This is a genomic window from Ruegeria sp. AM4, assembly GCF_056540665.1.
Genome location: NZ_JBQFXD010000007.1, coordinates 23,877 through 44,279, shown reverse-complemented (window position 1 = coordinate 44,279; position 20,403 = coordinate 23,877). Strand labels below are relative to the sequence as shown.

The 20,403-nt window shown below is 58.1% G+C and carries 24 protein-coding genes; 17 read left to right on the top strand and 7 right to left on the bottom strand.

The window, feature by feature from the left end:
• Window positions 1-2 precede the first annotated feature (2 nt).
• On the top strand, window positions 3-320 hold the full coding sequence (locus ACR0JA_RS14325) for a non-heme iron oxygenase ferredoxin subunit (RefSeq protein ID WP_480575968.1): 318 nt from the start codon (window positions 3-5) through the stop codon (window positions 318-320).
• Between the two features lie 21 nt (window positions 321-341).
• Here the strand turns inward: ACR0JA_RS14325 and ACR0JA_RS14320 are convergent, their stop codons facing one another.
• The 4 genes from ACR0JA_RS14320 to ACR0JA_RS14305 are packed head-to-tail and all read right to left on the bottom strand — an operon-like array spanning window position 342 to window position 3,740.
• A complete protein-coding gene (locus ACR0JA_RS14320; protein WP_480575966.1) occupies window positions 342-1,223 on the bottom strand; it encodes an amino acid ABC transporter permease in 882 nt (293 codons plus the stop codon).
• Between the two features lie 55 nt (window positions 1,224-1,278).
• On the bottom strand, window positions 1,279-2,112 hold the full coding sequence (locus ACR0JA_RS14315) for a transporter substrate-binding domain-containing protein (RefSeq protein ID WP_480575963.1): 834 nt from the start codon (window positions 2,110-2,112) through the stop codon (window positions 1,279-1,281).
• A gap of 36 nt (window positions 2,113-2,148) precedes the next feature.
• Window positions 2,149-2,991, bottom strand: coding sequence for an amino acid ABC transporter permease (locus ACR0JA_RS14310; protein ID WP_480575960.1), 843 nt, complete (start codon window positions 2,989-2,991; stop codon window positions 2,149-2,151).
• A 2-nt stretch (window positions 2,992-2,993) separates the two neighbouring features.
• Complete coding sequence (locus ACR0JA_RS14305) at window positions 2,994-3,740, bottom strand: amino acid ABC transporter ATP-binding protein (RefSeq protein WP_480575958.1); 747 nt, start codon at window positions 3,738-3,740, stop codon at window positions 2,994-2,996.
• Between the two features lie 286 nt (window positions 3,741-4,026).
• Here ACR0JA_RS14305 and ACR0JA_RS14300 point away from each other — a divergent pair, with 286 nt between their 5' ends.
• The 3 genes from ACR0JA_RS14300 to ACR0JA_RS14290 are packed head-to-tail and all read left to right on the top strand — an operon-like array spanning window position 4,027 to window position 6,596.
• Entirely contained in the window at window positions 4,027-4,605 is a 579-nt protein-coding gene (locus ACR0JA_RS14300) for a carboxymuconolactone decarboxylase family protein (protein ID WP_480575955.1), read from the top strand.
• An 11-nt stretch (window positions 4,606-4,616) separates the two neighbouring features.
• On the top strand, window positions 4,617-5,204 hold the full coding sequence (locus ACR0JA_RS14295; RefSeq protein WP_480575952.1) for a helix-turn-helix domain-containing protein: 588 nt from the start codon (window positions 4,617-4,619) through the stop codon (window positions 5,202-5,204).
• Window positions 5,205-5,216: 12 nt separating this feature from the next.
• Window positions 5,217-6,596, top strand: a complete 1,380-nt coding sequence (locus ACR0JA_RS14290; RefSeq protein WP_480575949.1) for an MATE family efflux transporter — start codon at window positions 5,217-5,219, stop codon at window positions 6,594-6,596.
• A gap of 159 nt (window positions 6,597-6,755) precedes the next feature.
• On the opposite strand, the gene ACR0JA_RS14285 is transcribed toward ACR0JA_RS14290, so the two are convergent.
• Together ACR0JA_RS14285 and ACR0JA_RS14280 are read right to left on the bottom strand one after the other, a co-directional pair.
• Window positions 6,756-7,334 carry a histidine phosphatase family protein gene (locus ACR0JA_RS14285; protein ID WP_480575946.1) on the bottom strand — a complete coding sequence of 193 codons (579 nt, stop codon included), beginning with the start codon at window positions 7,332-7,334 and terminating at the stop codon, window positions 6,756-6,758.
• 59 nt (window positions 7,335-7,393) lie between these two features.
• Complete coding sequence (locus ACR0JA_RS14280) at window positions 7,394-8,275, bottom strand: LysR family transcriptional regulator (RefSeq protein WP_480575943.1); 882 nt, start codon at window positions 8,273-8,275, stop codon at window positions 7,394-7,396.
• Between the two features lie 125 nt (window positions 8,276-8,400).
• Here ACR0JA_RS14280 and ACR0JA_RS14275 point away from each other — a divergent pair, with 125 nt between their 5' ends.
• From ACR0JA_RS14275 to ACR0JA_RS14225, 11 genes are all read left to right on the top strand, one after another.
• Window positions 8,401-9,813, top strand: coding sequence for a form I ribulose bisphosphate carboxylase large subunit (locus ACR0JA_RS14275; protein WP_480575940.1), 1,413 nt, complete (start codon window positions 8,401-8,403; stop codon window positions 9,811-9,813).
• A gap of 41 nt (window positions 9,814-9,854) precedes the next feature.
• Window positions 9,855-10,187, top strand: a complete 333-nt coding sequence (locus ACR0JA_RS14270; protein ID WP_480575937.1) for a RuBisCO small subunit-like domain-containing protein — start codon at window positions 9,855-9,857, stop codon at window positions 10,185-10,187.
• A 42-nt stretch (window positions 10,188-10,229) separates the two neighbouring features.
• Window positions 10,230-12,188: an alpha-carboxysome scaffolding protein CsoS2 gene (locus ACR0JA_RS14265; RefSeq protein ID WP_480575934.1), complete on the top strand. Its 1,959-nt coding sequence runs from the start codon at window positions 10,230-10,232 to the stop codon at window positions 12,186-12,188.
• A complete protein-coding gene (locus ACR0JA_RS14260) occupies window positions 12,188-13,702 on the top strand; it encodes a carboxysome shell carbonic anhydrase (protein WP_480575931.1) in 1,515 nt (504 codons plus the stop codon). Before ACR0JA_RS14265 ends, ACR0JA_RS14260 begins: the two co-directional genes overlap by 1 nt.
• On the top strand, window positions 13,699-13,965 hold the full coding sequence (locus tag ACR0JA_RS14255; RefSeq protein ID WP_480575928.1) for a EutN/CcmL family microcompartment protein: 267 nt from the start codon (window positions 13,699-13,701) through the stop codon (window positions 13,963-13,965). Before ACR0JA_RS14260 ends, ACR0JA_RS14255 begins: the two co-directional genes overlap by 4 nt.
• Window positions 13,962-14,246: a carboxysome peptide B gene (locus ACR0JA_RS14250; protein WP_480575925.1), complete on the top strand. Its 285-nt coding sequence runs from the start codon at window positions 13,962-13,964 to the stop codon at window positions 14,244-14,246. The genes ACR0JA_RS14255 and ACR0JA_RS14250 overlap by 4 nt, the downstream gene beginning before the upstream one ends.
• Before the next feature lie 28 nt (window positions 14,247-14,274).
• Window positions 14,275-14,574: an alpha-carboxysome major shell protein CsoS1 gene (csoS1, locus tag ACR0JA_RS14245; protein ID WP_180888108.1), complete on the top strand. Its 300-nt coding sequence runs from the start codon at window positions 14,275-14,277 to the stop codon at window positions 14,572-14,574.
• A gap of 91 nt (window positions 14,575-14,665) precedes the next feature.
• The gene (locus ACR0JA_RS14240; RefSeq protein ID WP_480575922.1) at window positions 14,666-14,965 is read left to right on the top strand and encodes a 4a-hydroxytetrahydrobiopterin dehydratase; all 300 of its coding nucleotides are present in this window, start codon (window positions 14,666-14,668) and stop codon (window positions 14,963-14,965) included.
• A 175-nt stretch (window positions 14,966-15,140) separates the two neighbouring features.
• A complete protein-coding gene (locus ACR0JA_RS14235) occupies window positions 15,141-16,127 on the top strand; it encodes an NUDIX domain-containing protein (protein ID WP_480575919.1) in 987 nt (328 codons plus the stop codon).
• Window positions 16,121-17,131, top strand: coding sequence for a sodium-dependent bicarbonate transport family permease (locus ACR0JA_RS14230; protein ID WP_480575916.1), 1,011 nt, complete (start codon window positions 16,121-16,123; stop codon window positions 17,129-17,131). The genes ACR0JA_RS14235 and ACR0JA_RS14230 overlap by 7 nt, the downstream gene beginning before the upstream one ends.
• 30 nt (window positions 17,132-17,161) lie before the next feature.
• The gene (locus ACR0JA_RS14225; protein WP_480575913.1) at window positions 17,162-17,485 is read left to right on the top strand and encodes a P-II family nitrogen regulator; all 324 of its coding nucleotides are present in this window, start codon (window positions 17,162-17,164) and stop codon (window positions 17,483-17,485) included.
• Here the strand turns inward: ACR0JA_RS14225 and ACR0JA_RS14220 are convergent.
• Window positions 17,482-18,399, bottom strand: a complete 918-nt coding sequence (locus ACR0JA_RS14220) for a LysR family transcriptional regulator (RefSeq protein WP_480575910.1) — start codon at window positions 18,397-18,399, stop codon at window positions 17,482-17,484. The genes ACR0JA_RS14225 and ACR0JA_RS14220 overlap by 4 nt on opposite strands.
• A gap of 126 nt (window positions 18,400-18,525) precedes the next feature.
• Between ACR0JA_RS14220 and ACR0JA_RS14215 the strand changes: the two genes are divergently transcribed.
• Together ACR0JA_RS14215 and ACR0JA_RS14210 are read left to right on the top strand one after the other, a co-directional pair.
• Complete coding sequence (locus ACR0JA_RS14215) at window positions 18,526-19,515, top strand: class 1 fructose-bisphosphatase (protein WP_480576378.1); 990 nt, start codon at window positions 18,526-18,528, stop codon at window positions 19,513-19,515.
• A gap of 15 nt (window positions 19,516-19,530) precedes the next feature.
• Complete coding sequence (locus tag ACR0JA_RS14210) at window positions 19,531-20,403, top strand: phosphoribulokinase (protein WP_480575907.1); 873 nt, start codon at window positions 19,531-19,533, stop codon at window positions 20,401-20,403.

The following is a 20,403-nucleotide window of genomic DNA, read 5'->3' as shown; positions in this document are numbered from 1 at the left end:
CCATGGCAAATGAGAAACCGTGGAAAGATGTGATCGAGACGTCTCGGCTGGAAAAGAACTGGGTCACGCGTGTCGAACTCGGCACGCGTCTGATCGCGGTCTATGACACGCCAAGTGGCATATATGCTTCGCTGGCGCTTTGCAATCACGGCGGCGCCGATCTGTGTGACGGATATTTTGACGGGCATGTCATCGAATGCCCTTTGCACCAGGGCGCATTCGACGTGCGGGACGGGCATCCGGTATCGGCACCAGCGACACGGGTGATGAAAGTATTCGAGACCAGGGTCGAAAACGGCATGGTTCAGATCAGAGCCTGAACGCTTCGTTCCCTTGACCCGCTAGCGTCTGTCCGAACGTTTTTCGAGGCGTGCGAACAATCGACTGAGCCCAAAGCAGACCACAAAGTAGAAGGCCGCCGTTGTGATCCACGCCTCGAATATCATGCGCGAAGAGGCGACGAGTTCGACCGTTTTGTAGGTCAGTTCCTGCACCGAGATCAGCGATAGGATCGAACTGTCCTTGATCAGTGAAATAAACTGGTTCGCCAGCGGCGGCACAACTTTTTTCATCGCTTGCGGCAAAACCACATAGCGCAGTTCCTGTATGCGGCTCATCCCGATGGACCGCGCCGCCTCGCGCTGGCCTTTCGGGATCGACTGAATCCCGGCGCGGACGATTTCACCGACGAAGGCGCTCTCAAACAGGGCCAGAACGATGACGCCCGAAACCAGCGAGGGGAAGCGGCGCATCTCGCCAAAGAAAAATTCCCAGACCTGATTGTCCTCCTGACGTGCGATGCCGCGTGCCCAACGCTCCAGATTGAGAGCATCAATCAATTGCTGTGACAGAAAGAAAAAGAAGATGAAGACAACGACCACGGGCGGCACGTTGCGCAGAAATTCAAGATAGGTGCGCGCCAGCATCCGGACCGTAAGATTGCCGGAACAACGCGCCACGCCCAGAACGGTACCAAGGATCAGGGCCAGAATGCCGGAGTAGATGCTGATGCGAATTGTTGCCACAAGGCCCTGCAACAGCAGATTGGCGAAGTATTCTTCGCGCCCCGAATGCCAGCCGACAACATAGCCGGGGATCAACTCCCACCGCCATTTGTAGTTGAGCGTTCCTTCGATCGACAGCCAGATATACCCGAAAAACGCGATCAGAACCGCCACGATCAAATAGTCGGGCCATCTGAGTTTTTTCAGAAAGTCTTGCACCGGGTCCGCTCCGCTTCAGGGTCGGGGGCGACGAGGCCGCCCCCAATCACTTTGGTTATTGGGCAACCTGATCGGCCCACTCTTCAGTGGCGAACCAATAGTTGTGACGCTCTTCCAGCCACCCGGAACGCCACTGCTGGGCAATCCAGTTGTTGAAATAGTTCATCGCGTCAGGATCACCCTTGCGAAGGGCAAAGCCTTCGCCGCGCGGATCGAACAAGTCACCTTCGATCACAACCAGCGTTTCCGGGTTGCGCCCGGCTTCGCGGTTCGGTGTGGGCTGAGCCGCCATTGTCGCATGGGCATTGCCATTCAGAACCTCCTGAGCGGAGGCGCCATCCTCATCAAACAGCAGCAAATTCGCTTCGGGGAAGTTTTCGGCGATGACGACCGCAGGCGTCGCGCCGCGACGGGCCGTAAAGGTCACGTCTGGTGAATTCAGATCCGCCATGGACATGCCTTCGGTCAGCGACTTGTTGGCCATGATCGCCAGACCCGAATAGGCGTAGGGTTCGGTGAAGTTCACGGTCAGGTTCCGCTGCGCTGTGATCGACATACCCGAGATAATCACGTCGAAATTGCCCGACACAAGCGCCGGGATGATGCCATCCCAGGCTGTGGGAACAAATTCGACTTCTACACCCATGTCTTCGGCCAGCTTGCGCCCGACATCCAGTTCGAACCCGATCAGGTCGCCATTCTTGTCGCGCATTGACCATGGAACAAACAGTGACAACCCGATGCGGATCACGCCGTCCTGTTTGATGGTTTCAATCACACTTTCGCTGGACAGTTCCTGGGTCGCGCTTTGCGCCCAACCCGATGTGGCGACACCTGTTGCAACGACCGCTCCGAGGGCGGCCCCCAGCATTCTGCGAGAAAGCTTCATCTTGGTTCTCCTTGTTGTCCGACATAGTTTTCAGGTTCATTGGTCGACGGCATATTTCTTCTCCAGATGGCTTACGCCGATCGACAGGATCAGGGTCACCACCAGATAGACCAGGGCGATGGTGAACCAGATTTCGAAACTCATGTAGGTATCGGAAATGATGTTGCGGCCAAAGGTGGTTAGCTCGGCCACCGCGATCACACTGACAATCGCCGAGGATTTGATCAGGTGAACAACCTCGCCTGTCATTGGCGGCAACATGAAACGCACCGATTGCGGCAGGATGATATAGCGATAGGTCTGATACGGGGTCATCCCGATGGATTTTGCAGCTTCCCATTGACCGGTTGGAATCGCATTGATCCCGGCCCGGAAGATCTCGGAAATCAGAGCCGAATGGAAAACGGCCAGCGTAAGGATGCTGGCGGTGTAGCGGTCGAACCCGAAAATCGGGCCAAGGACGTAGTAGAAAAGATAGAGCAGAACCAAAAGCGGGATGTTGCGGATCAGCTCCAGGAACCCAACGGCCACGGCAGACCCGATCACAAGGCGCGACAATCGCAGCAACGCGATCAGCAGGCCAATTGCCGTCGCCAGAAGGAACGAAATCACCGACAGTTTGATTGTGGCCACCAGTCCGATGGGAATCTGGCCCCATTCAAACCCGACCTCGGTGTTGCGGTAGAGGAATTGCGGCACGCGGTACCATTGCCAGTTGTACCCCATACTCTGGGCTCCAACATAGGCTCCATATGCAATCAGGCCGACTATGATCGCGTAGATCGCAACAGAGATCAGAACCGAGTCAAAAAACCGTTTGAGGAAAGGCGGCCTTGGCAATGGCTGGCCCTTTGGCCCGGATATGCCCAAATCGCTCATGCTCAATGTGCCAAAATCTGATCCAGGAACAGGCGGCACCGTTCACTCGAAGGATTGGTAAAGAACTGGTCGGGCGGCGAGATTTCGACGATCCGCCCTGCCTCCATGAACACCATCGTGTCCGCGACCTTGCGGGCAAATCCCATCTCATGTGTGACGACGACCATGGTCATGCCTGTGTCGGCCAGTTCGACCATCACATCCAGAACCTCGTTGATCATCTCGGGGTCCAGCGCCGAGGTCGGCTCGTCAAACAGCATGATCCGTGTTTCCATGCACAAGGATCGCGCGATCGCCACACGCTGCTGTTGCCCACCAGACAGCTGCGCCGGGTATTTGTCGGCCTGTTCCGGGATATGGACACGGTCAAGATACTTGCGCGCCGTCTCTTCGGCCTGAGCCTTGGAAATCTTGCGCACTTTCATCGGGCCAATCATCAGGTTTTCCAGAACCGTCAGGTGCGGAAACAGGTTGAACTGCTGGAATACCATGCCAACTTCCTGACGAAGTTCGCGAATTTCCTTGGCTCCGTCATAGACCTCGATCCCGTCAATCACGAGACGACCTGAGTTGTGCCATTCCAATCCGTTGAAACAGCGGATCAAGGTCGACTTGCCCGACCCGGATGGGCCACAAATCACAACCTTCTCGCCCTGATGCACCGTCAGATCGATATTCTTCAGCGCGTGGAACGTGCCGTAATACTTGTCCAGATTGGTCACTTCGATCATCGGAGTGGCTTGGTTCATGTCGTGCCTATCTGGGTTTGGGACACATTGGTCGGGTGCCTTTTGTCGTCTCGGGCGCAGCGCGCTTGACAGCGCAGCCTGATCGACCATCGCAGAGCCGCAACACAGCCTGCACCAGACAGGCGCTGCGATAGGTTTGAGCGGTCGTTCAAGGCCAGAAACTCCTCAAATTCGTTGCACTCTGATTAATATGGTTGCTTAATATGCAATACTCGTCAATAAAAAACTCATGGCCTTGAACTGCATTGCCTGAAATTTGCGCTGATGACCGAAGGAGGAACTGCGAATGTCCGCATGGATCAGGATGATATCTGACGAAGATGCCGACGCACAGCTGCAGGCCACTCTGGACCTGGCGCGTACACCACATGGAACCGTTGATAACGTGATGCGGGTTCACTCCCTGCGCCCCAACACTATGAAAGGGCACGTGATTTTGTATCGGGCCTGCCTGCACGATCAGGTCAACACGGTCCCGATGTGGTTTCAGGAAGTGATCAGCTCTTACGTATCAACACTCAACACCTGCCCCTATTCCTACGCCAATCATTGGGCCAATGCGCGCCACCTGATCAGCGACGAAGCACGCGCCGACAAGATCGAGGCTGCGCTTAAGGCACACCGCCCGCAGGATGCGTTCGAAGGAGCACACCTCGAAGCGCTCAAATACGCAGAGAAACTTACAATCTCGCCGGGCACGATGGTCGAATCGGATGTTTCCGCACTCCGAGAGGCGGGTTGGGCCGATGGTGAGATTCTCGAGATCAACCAGATCGTCGGCTATTTCAACTATGCCAACCGATTGCTGAACGGCCTTGGTGTTACTACCGATGGCGATGTGGTGGGGTATTACAGCAGCGAGTGAAAGGACGGATCATGCAAGGAGACCCTCCGGGCAGACAGATCGACCGCGCCATCGGCGCTTCGCTGAAAGAGTTGCGCCAAAGTCGCAAACAATCCGCACGCAGGCTTGCCGAACAATCCGGTATCTCGGCCGCCATGGTCAGCCGCATTGAAAACGGTCTGGTTTCTCCTTCGATCGATACACTTGCGGCGCTGGCCGAAGCGCTTGAAGTGCCGATTGTTTCCTTGTTCCGCGAGGCCCGCACCGATCACACCGACTACACGCTTGTCCGCCATGGCGAAGGGCTGAAATCCACTCGCATCGCGGCAGGGCACAGTCATGAATATGTCAATCTAGCGCTGCATTCGCGCAAAGACCTGCGCTTTCAGGCGCGCCGGGTCACGCTGCTGCGCGAAGGCGGCCCGCCCCCGACCTATGTCGGCCACGGCGTGGTCTTTGTGCAGGCAATCGAGGGCCAGGCCATCTATCGATACGGCGAGGCCCGCTTTACGCTGTCGGCAGGCGACTCGATCAGTGTAGACGCAGAGCTCAACCATGGGTTCGAAGACGTGTTGACGCCCGAATTTGTCTTTCTGACCGTTCAGGCCGAGCGCCCGTAATGCGATAGGAACATGGCGCAGGTACTCGACCTTGACCTGACGAAAGGACCCATTCCCGGTCACTTTCGAACCCTTGCAATTCCAGGCGCAGTCGGAATGTTGTTCAGCACGCTGTACAATATCGTCGACATCTTTTTTGCCGGGCTTCTTTCGACCAGCGCCCAAGCCGGGCTTGCACTTGGGTTTCAGGCCTTTTTCATCTCGATCTCGGTCGGCGTTGGTCTGGGCGCCGCCATGAGCGCGCTGGTCGGCAATGCCCTGGGTGCGGGCGACAACAGAACCGCGCGGCGACTGGCCGCACAAGGGATGGCATATGGCGTTACCGCGTCCTGCCTGCTTGCGCTGGCGGGTTTGTGGTTCGGACCGTTGCTGATCAAGCTGGTCTCGGAACCCGGAGTGTATCGCGATGCCGGTCTGCGGTATTTCTATTGGCTGCTTCTGGCAATGCCCGGATTTCTTCTGGCCCATGGATGCAATGGCATCCTGCAGGCCCATGGCGACGCGGTTTCGATGCAGCGGGCTCTAATAGTGGCCTTTTTGGCGAACATCGTTCTGAACCCGCTTCTAATCTATGGAATTCCAGGCGTCGTCCCGGGTATCGGGTTTGATGGGCTGGCGCTGTCCACCGTCATAAGCCAGACCGGTGTAATGATCTTTTTGATCCGTCAAGTTCTTCGACGACGCCGGATGAGACGATTGCGCGCCGCGCATTTCGTTCCGCGCGTGGACAGGTTTTTCGAGATCTCCCTACAGGTGCTGCCGACTGCATTCTCATTTATGGTCATGCTGCTGTCAGTGTTTGTTTTGCAATTCGCGCTGAAGCTGTTTGGCGAGCATGCCATTGCAGGATATGCGATCGCCATTCGTCTCGAACAGGTTATGCTTCTGCCCATTCTCGGCGTCACCGGTGCCCTGTTGCCGATTGCATCGCAGAACTTTGGCGCGCGCGACAGCCATAGGGTACGGGCGGCGCTGTTCTACTGCTGGCGCGTCGGATTCATGATGTCTCTGGTCGCGATCCCGATCCTATGGCTTGGTGGGCCATTGCTGATGCGGTTTTTCACGGCTGACCCCGAAGTCATCCGCGTCGGCGTCAGCTACTTGCGCGTCGATAGCCTGATCCTGCCATTTTACATGATGCTGTTTTCGATCAATTCGCTGCTGCAAGCATTCAAAAAGCCCATCTGGACAGTCTGGATCAGCCTGTATCGTCAGGGCTTTGGAGTCGCGTTCTTTGTCTGGGTGTTTGTCGGCCTGCTGGGCTTTAGCGAAATTGGCGTTTGGCTGGGAACCGCTGCAGCTGTTGTCACCGGTTGGGTCATCGCGATGGCATTGACGAACCGCATAGCGCACGCGCAGATCGGCGGATTGTGGACGTCTGCTCGGCAATAATGAAAATATTGCTCAGAAAACCAATCCCTTGGCAAATCGCAGCGCCTGACAAGGAATAAGCGGGGTGCGGAGGCCCCGTATGTTACCGGTATTTCTATTTGGTCGGATCGAACGCCTAAAACACCCTTGTTCCACACCTAACTTTTTAGGCCAGATAGTTCATCCAGACTGGTTCGAACGAACTATTTCTTCCGTTCCATCGCGAAGATGAAAAATACATCCCTGTTCTCGGGACAGGCCAACCATTGCGGCGCGATCCAAGCCGGTGCTCAATCCACGCATAACGCTGGATGTCGCGCCATGAGTGACGACGATGGCGGGACGTCTGAGATCAGAAAGAAAGCTCAGAACCCGTTCGGATATCATTTCAAAGGTCTCTCCATCCGGGCTGCCAAAGCTCAAATCATCGTCGCTGAGAACGCGATCCGATTTTTCGCGAATTTCCTGTTTCGTCAGCCCTTCCCATCGCCCAAAGCCGATTTCCTGCAAGCGATCATCGACAACGAAATTGGTCTCTGACCCAAGCGCGAGCCGCGCGGTATGCAACGCGCGCCCAAGCGGGCTGACAAAAACGTCACTCGGAACGTGATCGAACCTTTCGAGCAACGTTTTTTGAGTCAGAGCCTGGGCGATTCCTTTTTGCGTCAGAGGGGAATCCTTGCGCCCCTGTAATCGGCGTTCCCTGTTCCAGAGTGTTTCTCCGTGGCGCAATACAAATAGTTCCGGGTGATCAATCATCCTGCATCCTGCAACCGATCTCAGAGTTCTGCTTTGGCAAGCCATTACCGCACGCGTTCTCAGTCTGAAAGCAACTGTTCACGAAATTCCAGGGCGGCCGGAGGTAACCTGCGATAGCTGCGATAGACAACGTACCAGGTGCGCTTCAGCGATAGCTTGTCGCAATGCAATAGCGCCAACCGTCGGGTTTCGGTCTCAAGCTCGGTTGTCTGGCGCGAAATGACGGCTAGTCCCAACTGGGCCTGCACTGCTTGTTTGACGGCTTCATTCGATTCCAACACGCAGGAGGCCTGACACTCCAACCCGTGTTCCCGAAACGCGCGTTCCATCGCTGCGCGCGTGCCCGAACCCGGTTCGCGCACGACAAAGGGATATTGCGCCAGGTCCGATGGCTCCAAATCCGTTCGATTGGCTAGTGGATGGTCAGGTGGCGCGATGACGACCAGGGGATTATCCTTGAACTGGCGCGCGATCAGGTCGGAATCCTCGGGCGGCTGGCCGGTGATGGCAAGATCGGATTCGTTCGAGGCCAACATCTCAAGAATATTGTCACGGTTGGCCACGCGAAAATCTATCTCGACGCCGGGATGGCGTTTTCTGAAGCTGGCCAGGTAATCCGGGATGAAGTAATTGGCCGTCGAAACCACGGCGATACGTAAGACGCCTTTTTGTACCCCTTTGAAATGACGCAGGTTTTCACGCAGATCATCCAGAACCCGGTTGATCCGTCTGGCCTGATGCAAGACCTCCTGACCGGCCTCGGTAATTTTGATCCCGCGCCCGGCGCGTTCAAGCAGAGCCAGTTCCACCTGAGCTTCGAGCTTTTGCATCTGCAATGTTATCGCAGGCTGAGTGACGTTCAGCGCGTCGGCTGCAAGGGTCAAAGACCCATATCGCTCGATCGCTTCAAACATTTCCAATTGGCGTAGATCAATCCGCATTCCTATTATTAGCAATAGTAATGAAACTCATACAATAAGTAATTTGTGGAAATGTATTCCCCGCTCATATCCTGCAAATGACCAAGGCAACTGTCGTTGCAAAGACTTGATTCAGGAGGCGCAGCGTGGCTGAGAAAATGTACCAAGCCGGTGTGAAGGATTACGCCAAAACCTATTGGACACCAGACTACGTTCCTTTGGATTCGGACCTGCTGGCGGTGTTTAAAGTTGTGGCACAAGACGGGGTTCCCGCCGAAGAGGCCGCCGCCGCCGTTGCTGCCGAAAGCTCGACCGGAACGTGGACCACTGTCTGGACCGACTTGCTGACCGATCTTGATTACTACAAGGGTCGCGCCTACCGGATCGAAGCCGTTCCGGGTGACCCAACCGCCTTTTATGCCTTTATCGCCTATCCGATCGACCTGTTCGAAGAAGGATCGGTGGTAAACGTGTTGACCTCGCTGGTTGGCAACGTCTTCGGCTTCAAAGCCGTGCGCAGCTTGCGTCTCGAGGATATTCGGTTCCCGTTGGCCTATGTCAAAACCTGCGGCGGCCCGCCCAACGGCATTCAGGTCGAACGCGACAGACTGAACAAATACGGTCGCGCGCTTCTGGGCTGCACCATCAAACCCAAGCTGGGTCTGTCGGCCAAGAACTATGGTCGCGCGGTCTATGAGTGTCTGCGCGGTGGGCTCGATTTCACCAAAGATGACGAGAACATCAACTCGCAACCATTCATGCGCTGGCAGCACCGGTTCGAGTTCGTGATGGAGGCGATCCAGAAGGCCGAGGCCGAAACCGGCGAACGAAAAGGTCACTATCTCAACGTCACCGCCGCGACGCCGGAAGAGATGTACAAGCGCGCAGAGTTCGCCAAGGAACTCGGTGCCCCGATCATCATGCACGACTTCTTCACAGCCGGGTTTACCGCAAATACGGGCCTTGCCAACTGGTGCCGCGAAAACGGAATGTTGCTGCATATCCACCGCGCCATGCACGCTGTCGTTGACCGCAACCCGATGCACGGTATCCATTTCCGCGTCCTGACCAAATGTCTGCGCCTTTCAGGCGGTGATCATATGCATTCGGGCACCGTGGTCGGCAAGCTGGAAGGCGACCGCGAGGCGACGCTGGGCTGGGTCGACCAGATGCGCGAACCATTTATTCCTGAAAACCGCAAACGGGGCCTGTTCTTCGATCAGGACTGGGGCGCGATGCCCGGTGTCATGCCGGTGGCATCTGGAGGGATTCACGTTTGGCACATGCCCTCGCTGGTGCAGATCTTCGGCGATGACGCCTGCCTGCAATTCGGCGGCGGCACGCTGGGCCACCCCTGGGGCAATGCGGCCGGTGCCCATGCGAACCGCGTGGCGCTGGAAGCCTGCACCGAGGCGCGCAATCAGGGCCGTCAGGTCGAACGCGAAGGCCGCGAGATCCTGACCGAAGCCGCCCGGCACAGCCCGGAACTGGCGATCGCCATGGAGACCTGGAAGGAAATCAAGTTCGACTTTGATGTTGTCGACAAGCTGGATGTCTGAGTTCTGCGCCACATCCAAAACCCCAAGAAACGGAGACAGCGATGACCGACGCATCCGCATACCCGACGACCCAGCCCAGAACCGAGACATTCTCGTACCTGCCGCCGATGACGCCCGAGCGGATCGCCCAGCAGGTGGCCTATATGATCGCGCGCGGCTGGAACCCGGCGATTGAATATACCGAACCGGAGAAGTCGTTCTCGAACTTCTGGTACCTGTGGAAACTGCCACTTTTCGGCACGCAATCGGTCGAACATGTGCTGAACGAGCTTGAAGCCTGCCGCCGCGCCAATCCGGGGATGCATGTGCGTCTGATCGCTTACGACAACTACGCCCAGTCGCAAGGCATGGCGTTTGTCGTCTACCGCGCCTGATTGGAACCCGAACCCAAACCCTGAACCGCACCGAGGACCGATATGAGCACCGAAGCGACACAAACCGGATTGTCCGGGCGCGAAGCCTCGATGGCGCGGCGCAAGGCCTTGTCACAGGGCAAAGCAGCGTTGCCGGCGGCAGCCGAACGTGTCCGTTCAGGGTTTCGCCAGGCAGCAATGCCAAATGACAACACCCTTGGGGGCACTGACGTTGTCGTCCCATCGACATCGTTGCCTCCGGCCCCCGTAGCAGCGCCAGTTACCCGTGTTGACGCTGGCCCTGCTACGGGGCGCGAAGCTTCGATCATGCGACGCAAAGCGCTGTCGCTTGGAAAGGCGGCGCTTCCGGCAGCGACCGAACGTGTCAGATCCGGTTTTCGACAAGCGGCGATGCCGCAAGAGACCACCGCACCTGCCTCAACGCCGCCCGAAACGCCGGTCAAATCTGAAGCGGTGGCCGCAGCGACAAATGGCCGGGAAACCGCCATGCAGCACCGCATGAATCGGGCCCAATTCGGCAAAGGTACCGCCGCGGCAAAGCCCCGTGTCGAACAGCAGGGCACTGTCACCTACCCGCCCAAAGTTCCCTCCGTCACAACCGCCGGTGCGAACACCCCGGTAACCGGTTTGAGCTATGCAACCGGACAGATGATGACAGGCGCGGAAGCCGGGCGCGACAAGCCATTGACTGGAACTCAGTATGTGGTCGGGACCGAAGGCGGGTATCGCCCGGCACCCGGAAAGGTCGGCCACGCGCGAACCTCAAAAGGTCAGACGGTTTCCGGCACGATGTTGCGTTCGGCAGTGCAGATCACCGGGGACGAAGAACGCGGTGCCGCCGCTGTCACTGGGAACGCCGATCAAACCCTGGACGACGTGCTTGATGACCGTGCCGACACCGCGCTGCTTGTCTCTGCGCAGTTCCCGCGACAGTCGCAACCGCATGGCCAGACAGTCCACGGGACAAGCCTGGGCACCTCGACGCATCGGATCGGATCGAAGTCCACAATGGGCGAGCATGTGATCGAACAGACGTCTGGCGGACAAGATATTTCGGGTACGGTTATCGGCAGATCGCTGCGTGTCACCGGCAATGAATCCGGTGCGGACCGGACGCTGACCGGCTCGCAGTACTTCGCCCCGGCAGCGCTGCCCGAGGCAGTTGCCGCAGAGGCAGGTCGGGTTGACCCGGCCTCGGGCGGAAAGGTCAGCCAGTCGCAAACCTGGACAGGTCAGACGGTCACCGGCCCGCAAATGGAACATGACCCACGCGTCACCGGGGGCGAACACGGCACTTGCGCAACCATGACCGGCACCCCTTATTTCGGAGCTGACAGCGCCCAGGGCTGGTGCGACCGCGAACGCGCACAGGACCAAGAGGCCACGCAGACCGCAACGGCACCCCGTGCCATCACCGGAGACGTGCCGTTGAACGACCCGATGGTTTCGGGCACCGGGCGCGGCGCCGAGCGGGACATAACCGGATCACGCTACTTTGTATCGAACGCGCCCGAAACATCGGGCAACCCCGAAGACCAGATTGCTGGATCCATCGACGGGTTTTCCGTGAGATCACCGCAACGCGCGGCCCATCTGAAAACGCGCGCCAATGCGACAGCCGACGCAACAAACATTACAGGTACATTTGCCCAAGGTCAGGGCAAGATCACCGGCAATGTCGAGTTCAGCGCCCCGGCGCGATCCGGCCCCGGCAGCGTGGCCCCTGCCCATCGCGCCGTAACCGGCGAAGGGTCTGTCAAGGGCACAGTCATCACCGGCTCGGCCTGGCGCGATGACGCCCGTATCACGGGAACCGAGGACAGCTCGGCCACATTGCGCAACCCAACCGAACGCGGTGGCGCGGCCCATGGATTTGCCGGAGCCGCCCGGTTTGGAGCAAAAGCCGTGAAACCGGATCAGACCAGCCCGGTCACCGGAGCTGTCGGCTGGACACCTAAGTCCGGAGCGACCGTGACCTTGTCCGGCGGAGCCGCAGGATGATGGCCACCCGACGCATAAAGTCCGGCCCCAATACGGCCTGGAAAGCGGGATGGATGCCCAGCGCTCAGATCGCGCGCGCGCATCCCCGGCACGCGGCGGCACAACCGACCGTTCGCAGCGCTCATCCCTTGGCCGAGCCGGCAATCGCCGCCTTGTTGGACCAACGCGAGAACGCGTTCGAAACCCGGTTCAACCAGTTGATGAGCACATTGATCGAACTGGCACCCCGCCAGTACGAGCCGGATTTCGCCCGTGTTGCAGTTGCCGCCCTGTTGGCGATTGACATTAAGGCCGATCCGGAATGGTTCGCCGCGGACTGGAGTGCGCCTTTGAACATAGGTGACATCCACGCGCGGTGCGTGACCCGATTGTTTGCCTGGATGGCTGAAGTGGGGGACGAACAGAACCTGTTCGACCGTTTCGATGGTGCCCCGATCAAGGACCTGATTGCCCGCTGGGGGTTTCACGCGATTGACATTACACCCTGCGCCGACGGTCGCCTTGCTGGCCTATTGGGCACAGTACTTCGCGTGCCGCCTTCGATTGTAACCGCACGGCGGTCATATGCAGGAGCGATGTTCGATGTCGCGGATGCCGTTCGCAATTGGGAAAAGAACGAACTTGGGCGTTGTCGCGCAGATCAACCCAGTTCTAGCGACGCAAACTCGCGGTATTTGAAGATCGGCGTTTACCATTTCTCCAGCGGCGATCCCACCCATGCAGGTTGCGCGGCGCATGGATGCGATGATGACGCCGCAACGCGAACATTGCTGGAACGGCTGGAACAGTTCCGCGACGCCATTGCCGCCCGGTATGGTGCGCCCGATGCAATCGCTTTGCTTCTGGTCGGCGTCGACACCGATACGGACGCGATCCGCGTGCATGTCCCGGACCATCAGGGCAAGGTGGATGCCACGCGCTTTGTAAATGCTTCCGACCTTTATTCCGAAACGCAGGGTCTGGCCCGCGACGATGCCAAGGATGCCATTCGGTCGCGCGTTGCGGCTTGTGCCGGAGTGGCCACGGACGACATCGAAACCGAAGCGATGCGTTGGTTCTGTGGCTATCTGCTCAAGAACAATCTGGCGCAGGTTGACGCTGTGCTTCAGAAACATGGCGGCGCGTACCCGATAACGGATCACGCCGAAAAACTGATGGTGATCGGCGATCCGCTGGACGATGTGCAGCAACGCAATATTTCGTTTCAAGCGCAGATGAGCTCGGTCGAAGAAGGTGCCGGAGATCTGGCTATTGGCCTGTCGATCCTGAACGGGCTCTGCCGCGTCAAGAAAGTTTCTATCCCGGTTTTGGTCATGCGTTGTTTCGATCCGCTGATCCCAGGGGACGAACAAGCCGCCAAACGCGCCGCACGTCGCATGGCCCGGGCTGTTAGAGCTTCTGCTGGAAACGCAACCGTAACGGTCGAAGCCGCCATCCGCCCCGAAAGTGGCGGGCCACTGCGCTTCGTGTCCTCCAATCGCGATGAACTGATCTCAGCGGAGGTAGCAGGATGAGAATCTTTCAAGTCGAAGGCACGCTTGTTGCGACCGCGCGGATCAGCAAATTGGAGAACCGCCGCCTTTTGGTGGTGCGTGAAAAGAACGGCAGCTGTTCTGTTGCCGTAGATCCGGTCGGCTGTAAGGAAGGTGACTGGGTTATCGCCGTCGGTAGCTCGGCCGCCAAGGACGCGGCGGGGCACAAGGATTATCCATCTGACCTGACGATAGTTGGCATCATCGACTATTGGGAAGCTGACGCGAAAGGCGGTGCGTCATGAACATCATGCGCGTTGTCCGCGATCTTGTCACCACAAAGCGGGTTTTCGGCCTGCACGCGAAGAAGTTGCAGGTCCTCGAAGATCAGCGCGGCAATGTCGAGGTCGCCGTCGATCCGATCGGCTGCCGCGAAGGCGATTTCGTAGTCACCATCGCCTATTCCGCCGCCCGGATCGCAACAGGAAATCCGAAAGTCACCACCGACCTCACAATCGGCGGAATAATCGACGACTGGACCGAAGAACGCTGGAGTCCCGCACCGCTGCGGCCCCAGGTGAACTAGAGAAACTTAGCCGGAAAAGGAGAACATGATGGCGAGTGAAAAAACGGGCATTGCCCTTGGAATGATCGAAACCCGCGGGTTGGTGCCCGCAATCGAAGCCGCCGACGCCATGACCAAAGCGTCCGAGGTTCGTCTGATCTCGCGCCAGTTTGTTGGCGGCGGTTATGTGACCGTGATGGTCCGGGGCGAAACCGGGGCCGTGAATGCCGCCGTTCGTGCTGGTGCTGATGCCTGTGAACGGGTCGGCGACGGCCTGGCCGCTGCGCATATCATCGCGCGTCCTCATGCCGAAGTGGAAGGCGTTCTGCCAACCGCTGCGTCTGTCTAAGCCGTAGCGACGCAGGCTTCTGGCTTCGTTTCTGTCTTAGCTGCCGGGTCGCTCTGACCCGGCGCCCAGGCCCGAAAGGAGACTGTTTGCAATGGATACTGTCAAAAACGATATTGCTGTCCCGAACGAGGTGATCCCACCCGATTGCTGGACGACAATTGCGTCAGCAGGTGCGCTGCATCGCCGCTTTGAATTCGAAAACTACGCGGGCGTCAGCGCTTTTCTCGAGCGGCTCGCTGGTCTGTCGAAAGAGGTTCGCCTGTATCCTGATCTGAGCTTCTCCAAAACACATGTAAATGTCACAATCCCGGCAAGCGGGGATGATGACCTCCTGACGCAAAGCGATTTCGCCGAGCGGTCAAATCAGTTGTTTGACACAAGTACCCAATGACCCGCGCACCCAAGAAATCCGCTGCACGACCCGCGCCTGCAAAGCCTGCGGCCCAAAAAGCCGCCGCGCGACCTGCCTCGGCAAAATCTGCAGCTAAGAAACCCAAGCGCAATTCCGCGCCCACCAAACCGCGCCCTTACCTGGGCCTTCCGAATTCGGGCGTTTGGCCGGACTGATGCGATGGTCGCCCAAAAAGCCGCAGGACCTCCGGCCACGAGGCACCGTGCATGTTGCCGCCTGCGTCATACGCGACCGAAATGGGCGCATATTGCTGGCGCAACGGCGCGCTGATCAATTATCTGGTGGCTATTGGGAAGTGCCCGGCGGGAAAATCGAACCCGGCGAGACGCCCAAGGCTGCAGCGGCTCGGGAATTGTTCGAGGAGACGGGCCTGTCCGCGACGCGTTTGAAACGCTTCAGCGCGTATTCGCATCAGTTTGCCACCGGTCGGGTTTCATTGGATGTCTTTCTGGCAGATGACTGGGCCGGAACGCCAAAAGGGCAGGAAAACCAAAGGCTAGCCTGGGTTGACCCTGCATGTCCGCAAGTAGCGCCGCTGTTGCCATCAAATCAGAAAATCCTGGCGCTTTTGACACTCCCCAAACGGGTGCTTTGCGTCACAGCCCAAAGCACTCGCACCTCTGACTGGGTAGACACGTCCCTCAACGCGGCAAATGAGATTGGCGCAGGTGCGCTGATGCTCACTGGCCCAATGACGGATGCGCAGCGCGTCTCGCTGACGCGCCGTTTGAACCCGCGGGCGCAAGCGCGCGGCCTGACAATCTGGCAATCCGGGGTTTCCGCCCAAAGCGCGCCGATCCGCATCCTGCCCGCCCCTGCCACTGTGCCGCAACCCATCATTTCGTCAGAAATAGTTGGGGTGATCGCGAAGACCCTGGCAAGCACCGCGGTCGGGCCAAGCCTGCAGGGCGACATCCTCGTCCTCCCCAACTACAACGACCCGGCCCGCATGGAAGAAGAGATCAAGGCGTTGACGCAGTCGCTCGCCACCCCCGTCTATGCGGTGGTTACAGCGGATCTTTCCCAGCAACGGGCGGCGCTGTCCGCAGGCGCGGCCGGTTTGCTGATTGACGAACAGAAAAGCCTGTCGGAACCGAACCGGTTTGAGCCCTTCTGGCGCGAGGCTGAATTGGCATGTTAGGATCGGCTGCTGCAAACCTGATCGACCCGGCGGTGCTGTTCTTCGTGCTCGGCGCGGCGATTGGTCTATTGCGCTCTAACCTTGAAATTCCTTCGGCGATCGCAAAGTTCCTTACGCTCTACCTGCTGATGGCATTGGGACTGAAGGGGGGCGCGGCCCTGGCTTCGGGCGGGCTGCCAGCCGAAGGGATTCTGGCCATCATTGCCGCAATCGCGATGGCCGGTTTCGTCCCGGCCTATGCTTTCTACTTCCTTTCGCGCCGGATCGACCCGTTCGACAGCGCGGCAGTCGCTGCCACCTATGGATCGATCAGCGCCGTTACATTCATCACCACTCAGCAATTCCTGAGCGTCAAGGGCGTCGACTATGGCGGCTACATGACCGTCGCAATGGTGTTGATGGAAACCCCCGCCATCCTTATGGCCGTGGTTCTGGCCACGGCGGTACGTGCCCGCCAGGCCGCGCTTGAGGTGGCCGAGGACGATCCCAATGATGACGTGTTCCAGCCGCTATCCATTCGCGAAGTATTGCAAGAGGCGTTGACCGACGGCGCTCAGCTACTGCTCATTGGTAGCTTGATAATCGGCTATCTGGCCGGGCAGGACGGAAAGGCGGAGATGAGTCCCTTCACAGCCGATATTTTCAAAGGGATGTTGGCCTTCTTCCTACTGGAGATGGGATTGCTGGTCGGGCGTCAGATCAGCGAAGGCCGCGCGAAGATCGACAAAGAGCTGTTTCTCTTTGCATTCCTGTCACCTCCGATCAATGCGGCGATAGCGCTGGGATTGGCCTATCTCATCGGCTTGCAGGTCGGCGATGCGGTGCTGTTGGCAGTGCTGTCCTCATCTGCGTCATATATCGTGGTACCCGCCGTGGCGCGTTACGCCATCCCCGAGGCACGGCCAGGCGTCTACTTCACCATGGCGTTGGGCATGACATTCCCCTTCAACATCCTCGTCGGCATTCCGCTGTATTATGCGGTGGCCCAGTCCGTCTGGACATAGGCGCATCCCGTTTGGAAAGGACCTGACCAGATGCGAGAAATCGAAGAAAAGAAGCTACTGACCATCATCACGCCCGGCGAACTTCAACGCATGGTCGTCGAGCAGCTCAAGAAACGTGGCATTGGCGGTTACACAGTCGTGTCTGCATCGGGTGCCGGAACATCTGGCCTGCAATCGGGGATGCTGATCAGCGATTCCAGCGTCATCCTCTACGTCATCATGTCCGAGGAACGGTTGCAAAAAGTGCTGGTTGACATGGACAAGCTCATGTCGCGCGGCTACCGGGTCAAAGCCTTCTACCAGGATATCTCGATCCTGCCCCGAAAAGAGGTCCGCTCGGACAACAGGACCTAGTTCGGCAGGAACGAACCGCCCAATTCACCGATGGCCTGCGAGATGCGCGTGGTACTTTCCTCGGCATGAGTGTCCAGTCGTTGAACAAGATACCAATACCGCATCACCGGCAGACCGGGCCAATCGATCCGGCGCAAGATGTCTTCGTCCAGTTCACGCTGAACCACATGGGCCGACAACATCGCCACACCCAAACCTGCGATCACAGCCTCTTTTATGGTTTCATTCGAATCAAACGTGACCAATTCCGGCGTGCCATATGTGTCGATCTGGCCCAGATAGCGTTCCAGAATGATGCGTGTCCCGGATCCCGGCTCGCGCGCCAGTACCGTCTGGCGGACCAGCTCGGCCGGGTCGTAATCCTTGCGTCGTGCCAGCACATGATCGCGCGCGACATAAAGACCATAGGGGTGAGGGCCAATCGGTGTCGCCTGGGCAGCAGGCCCTCGCGGCGGGCGTCCCATGATTGCAAGGTCGATCCGATCTGAAAACAAGTCATTCACAACCGCTGTCCTGTTGGCCACGCGAAAGGACAACCTGATTCCCGGACAGGCCTGCTGCAACGAGGCGATGAGCCTCGGCGCGAAATATCGCCCCGTGGTCTCGAATCCCAAGGTCACATGGCCCGCATGACCTGCACCTAACGCTTCCAAATTGTCGCAGGCAGACGCAAGAACACCCTCGATCCGCTCCATGGCGCGGACAAGAACTGCACCGTGATCTGTTGCAACCAATCCCTCTTCGCGCCCGCCCCTGGCAAGCATCGCGGTTCCGGTGGACTCCTCTAACTTCTTGATTTGATTGTGAACAGCAGGCGGGCTGAGAGATTGAAGCGACGCGGCGTCCGTAATTGATCCCGTGTCGGCCACCGCCTTCAGACTGCGCAGTTGCTTGAGGGTAATTCCGTTGAGCATGACTATTCCAAAAATATTAGCCTTCGTTTCATTTTATTAAATTTTCTGAAATTCCGCAATGTGGCAGACCATTAACGACCACGCTGGGAGGATGGATAAGTGAACGCGCAGAACGGACATGGTCTCATTGAACAGGCCGCAGCAACCGAGCCGGCACTTGCCGATGTCGTTGATCGTCTGACCGACGTCTTTGCGCAGATCGCACTTCGCATCGCGCGCGGAGAACTTGTCGAAGATCTGGCAAGCGCTGCCGGAACCAATACCGACGGAGACGCGCAGAAAGCGCTGGATGTGATTGCAGATGATGCATTCATGGAGCGCCTGTCTGACAGTGCTGTCCGCTATTACGCATCCGAGGAACAGGATGACGTTGTTGAACTGAATCCCAACGGATCGCTCGCGCTGGCGATTGACCCGCTGGACGGGTCATCAAACATCGACACCAATGTCTCAGTTGGAACGATCTTTGGAATCTACCACTGCGCCGATGGCCCCGAGGCCAGCTTTCTGCGCCCCGGCCGCGATCTGATTGCGGCGGGTTATGCGATCTACGGGCCGCAATGCAGTCTTGTCATTTCGTTTGGAAGAGGTGTGCAGAAATACGTCCTTGATCCCGAAGACCGCCAATTCAGACAGGTCGATGCACCGACTGGCATTTCGGTAGATTCGCCTGAATACGCCATCAACGCGTCAAACTACCGTCATTGGTCCAACCCCGTGCGCGCCTATATCGACGATCTGGTCGCTGGGGCGGATGGCCCCCGCGCACGCAATTTCAACCTGCGCTGGATTGCGTCGCTGGTGGCGGAAACGCACCGTATTCTGACCCGTGGTGGGATCTTTCTATACCCCGGCGACAATCGCGACGGGTATCAGTCCGGTCGGTTGCGGCTGGTCTATGAATGCGCACCAATCGCATTTTTGATCGAGAACGCCGGCGGCGGCGCGTCGAACTGCTGCGACCCTATTCTCGATCAGGTTCCAGACAGTCTGCATGCGCGCTCACCGCTGGTCTTCGGCGGATCAGACAAGGTCATGCGCGTCGCAAGCTACCACGATCTTCCCCAGGAAGAAAATGCCGCCCTGTTCGGCGAACGCGGCCTGTTCCGTACCTGAGCGAGGATTCACCACATGTCCAGAAAACACCCTATCATTTCGGTTACCGGTTCCTCGGGCGCGGGAACAACAACGGTCAAACGCACGTTTGACCAGATTTTCCGCCGCGAGAACCTGAGCGCTGTTTCTATCGAAGGCGATGCGTTTCATCGCTTTAACCGCGCTGAGATGAAGGCGGAACTTGCCAAACGGTTAGAACAGGGCGATTCCACCTTCAGCCATTTCAGTTTTGATGCCAACGAGCTGGAAGAGCTGGAACGCGTGTTTCGCGAATATGGTGATACCGGTAAGGGCCGCACCCGGCACTATGTCCACGATGATGAGGAGGCCGAGAAACTCGGCGTCGCGCCCGGCGAGTTCACCGCCTGGGCTCCGTTTGAAGACGATTCCGACCTGCTGTTTTACGAAGGCCTGCACGGGGCCGTTGTGAATGATCAGGTTGATCTGGCCGCTCTGGCCGATCTGAAAATTGGCGTCGTTCCGGTGATCAATCTGGAATGGACTCAGAAAATCCATCGCGATAAGGCCAGCCGGGGCTATTCGACCGAGGCGGTCACCGATGTCATCCTGCGACGGATGCATGACTATGTGCATTGTATCTGCCCGCAATTCACCCAGACAGACATCAATTTTCAACGGGTGCCCGTTGTCGACACGTCAAACCCGTTCATCGCGCGCTGGATACCAACAGCCGATGAAAGCCTTGTGGTGATCCGTTTCGCAAACCCGCGCGGGATCGATTTTCCCTATCTGATGTCGATGATCCACGACAGTTGGATGACGCGCGCCAACTCGCTGGTCATTCCGGGCGGCAAGATGGATTTGGCGATGCAACTTATTTTCACGCCGATGATCCACCGCCTGATCCACGAAGCTCAACGCGCCTGA

Excerpts from the sequence above, each read along its gene's own strand:
- ACR0JA_RS14290 (WP_480575949.1), top strand. The coding sequence starts at position 5,217 with ATGGCGCAGGTACTCGACCTTGACCTGACGAAAGGACCCATTCCCGGT.
- ACR0JA_RS14285 (WP_480575946.1), bottom strand. The coding sequence starts at position 7,334 with ATGATTGATCACCCGGAACTATTTGTATTGCGCCACGGAGAAACACTC.
- ACR0JA_RS14250 (WP_480575925.1), top strand. The coding sequence starts at position 13,962 with ATGAACATCATGCGCGTTGTCCGCGATCTTGTCACCACAAAGCGGGTT.
- csoS1 (WP_180888108.1), top strand. The coding sequence starts at position 14,275 with ATGGCGAGTGAAAAAACGGGCATTGCCCTTGGAATGATCGAAACCCGC.
- ACR0JA_RS14300 (WP_480575955.1), top strand. The coding sequence starts at position 4,027 with ATGTCCGCATGGATCAGGATGATATCTGACGAAGATGCCGACGCACAG.
- ACR0JA_RS14315 (WP_480575963.1), bottom strand. The coding sequence starts at position 2,112 with ATGAAGCTTTCTCGCAGAATGCTGGGGGCCGCCCTCGGAGCGGTCGTT.
- ACR0JA_RS14310 (WP_480575960.1), bottom strand. The coding sequence starts at position 2,991 with ATGAGCGATTTGGGCATATCCGGGCCAAAGGGCCAGCCATTGCCAAGG.
- ACR0JA_RS14240 (WP_480575922.1), top strand. The coding sequence starts at position 14,666 with ATGGATACTGTCAAAAACGATATTGCTGTCCCGAACGAGGTGATCCCA.
- ACR0JA_RS14260 (WP_480575931.1), top strand. The coding sequence starts at position 12,188 with ATGGCCACCCGACGCATAAAGTCCGGCCCCAATACGGCCTGGAAAGCG.
- ACR0JA_RS14280 (WP_480575943.1), bottom strand. The coding sequence starts at position 8,275 with ATGCGGATTGATCTACGCCAATTGGAAATGTTTGAAGCGATCGAGCGA.
- ACR0JA_RS14225 (WP_480575913.1), top strand. The coding sequence starts at position 17,162 with ATGCGAGAAATCGAAGAAAAGAAGCTACTGACCATCATCACGCCCGGC.
- ACR0JA_RS14230 (WP_480575916.1), top strand. The coding sequence starts at position 16,121 with ATGTTAGGATCGGCTGCTGCAAACCTGATCGACCCGGCGGTGCTGTTC.
- ACR0JA_RS14265 (WP_480575934.1), top strand. The coding sequence starts at position 10,230 with ATGAGCACCGAAGCGACACAAACCGGATTGTCCGGGCGCGAAGCCTCG.
- ACR0JA_RS14255 (WP_480575928.1), top strand. The coding sequence starts at position 13,699 with ATGAGAATCTTTCAAGTCGAAGGCACGCTTGTTGCGACCGCGCGGATC.
- ACR0JA_RS14295 (WP_480575952.1), top strand. The coding sequence starts at position 4,617 with ATGCAAGGAGACCCTCCGGGCAGACAGATCGACCGCGCCATCGGCGCT.
- ACR0JA_RS14210 (WP_480575907.1), top strand. The coding sequence starts at position 19,531 with ATGTCCAGAAAACACCCTATCATTTCGGTTACCGGTTCCTCGGGCGCG.
- ACR0JA_RS14305 (WP_480575958.1), bottom strand. The coding sequence starts at position 3,740 with ATGAACCAAGCCACTCCGATGATCGAAGTGACCAATCTGGACAAGTAT.
- ACR0JA_RS14270 (WP_480575937.1), top strand. The coding sequence starts at position 9,855 with ATGACCGACGCATCCGCATACCCGACGACCCAGCCCAGAACCGAGACA.
- ACR0JA_RS14325 (WP_480575968.1), top strand. The coding sequence starts at position 3 with ATGGCAAATGAGAAACCGTGGAAAGATGTGATCGAGACGTCTCGGCTG.
- ACR0JA_RS14220 (WP_480575910.1), bottom strand. The coding sequence starts at position 18,399 with ATGCTCAACGGAATTACCCTCAAGCAACTGCGCAGTCTGAAGGCGGTG.
- ACR0JA_RS14235 (WP_480575919.1), top strand. The coding sequence starts at position 15,141 with ATGCGATGGTCGCCCAAAAAGCCGCAGGACCTCCGGCCACGAGGCACC.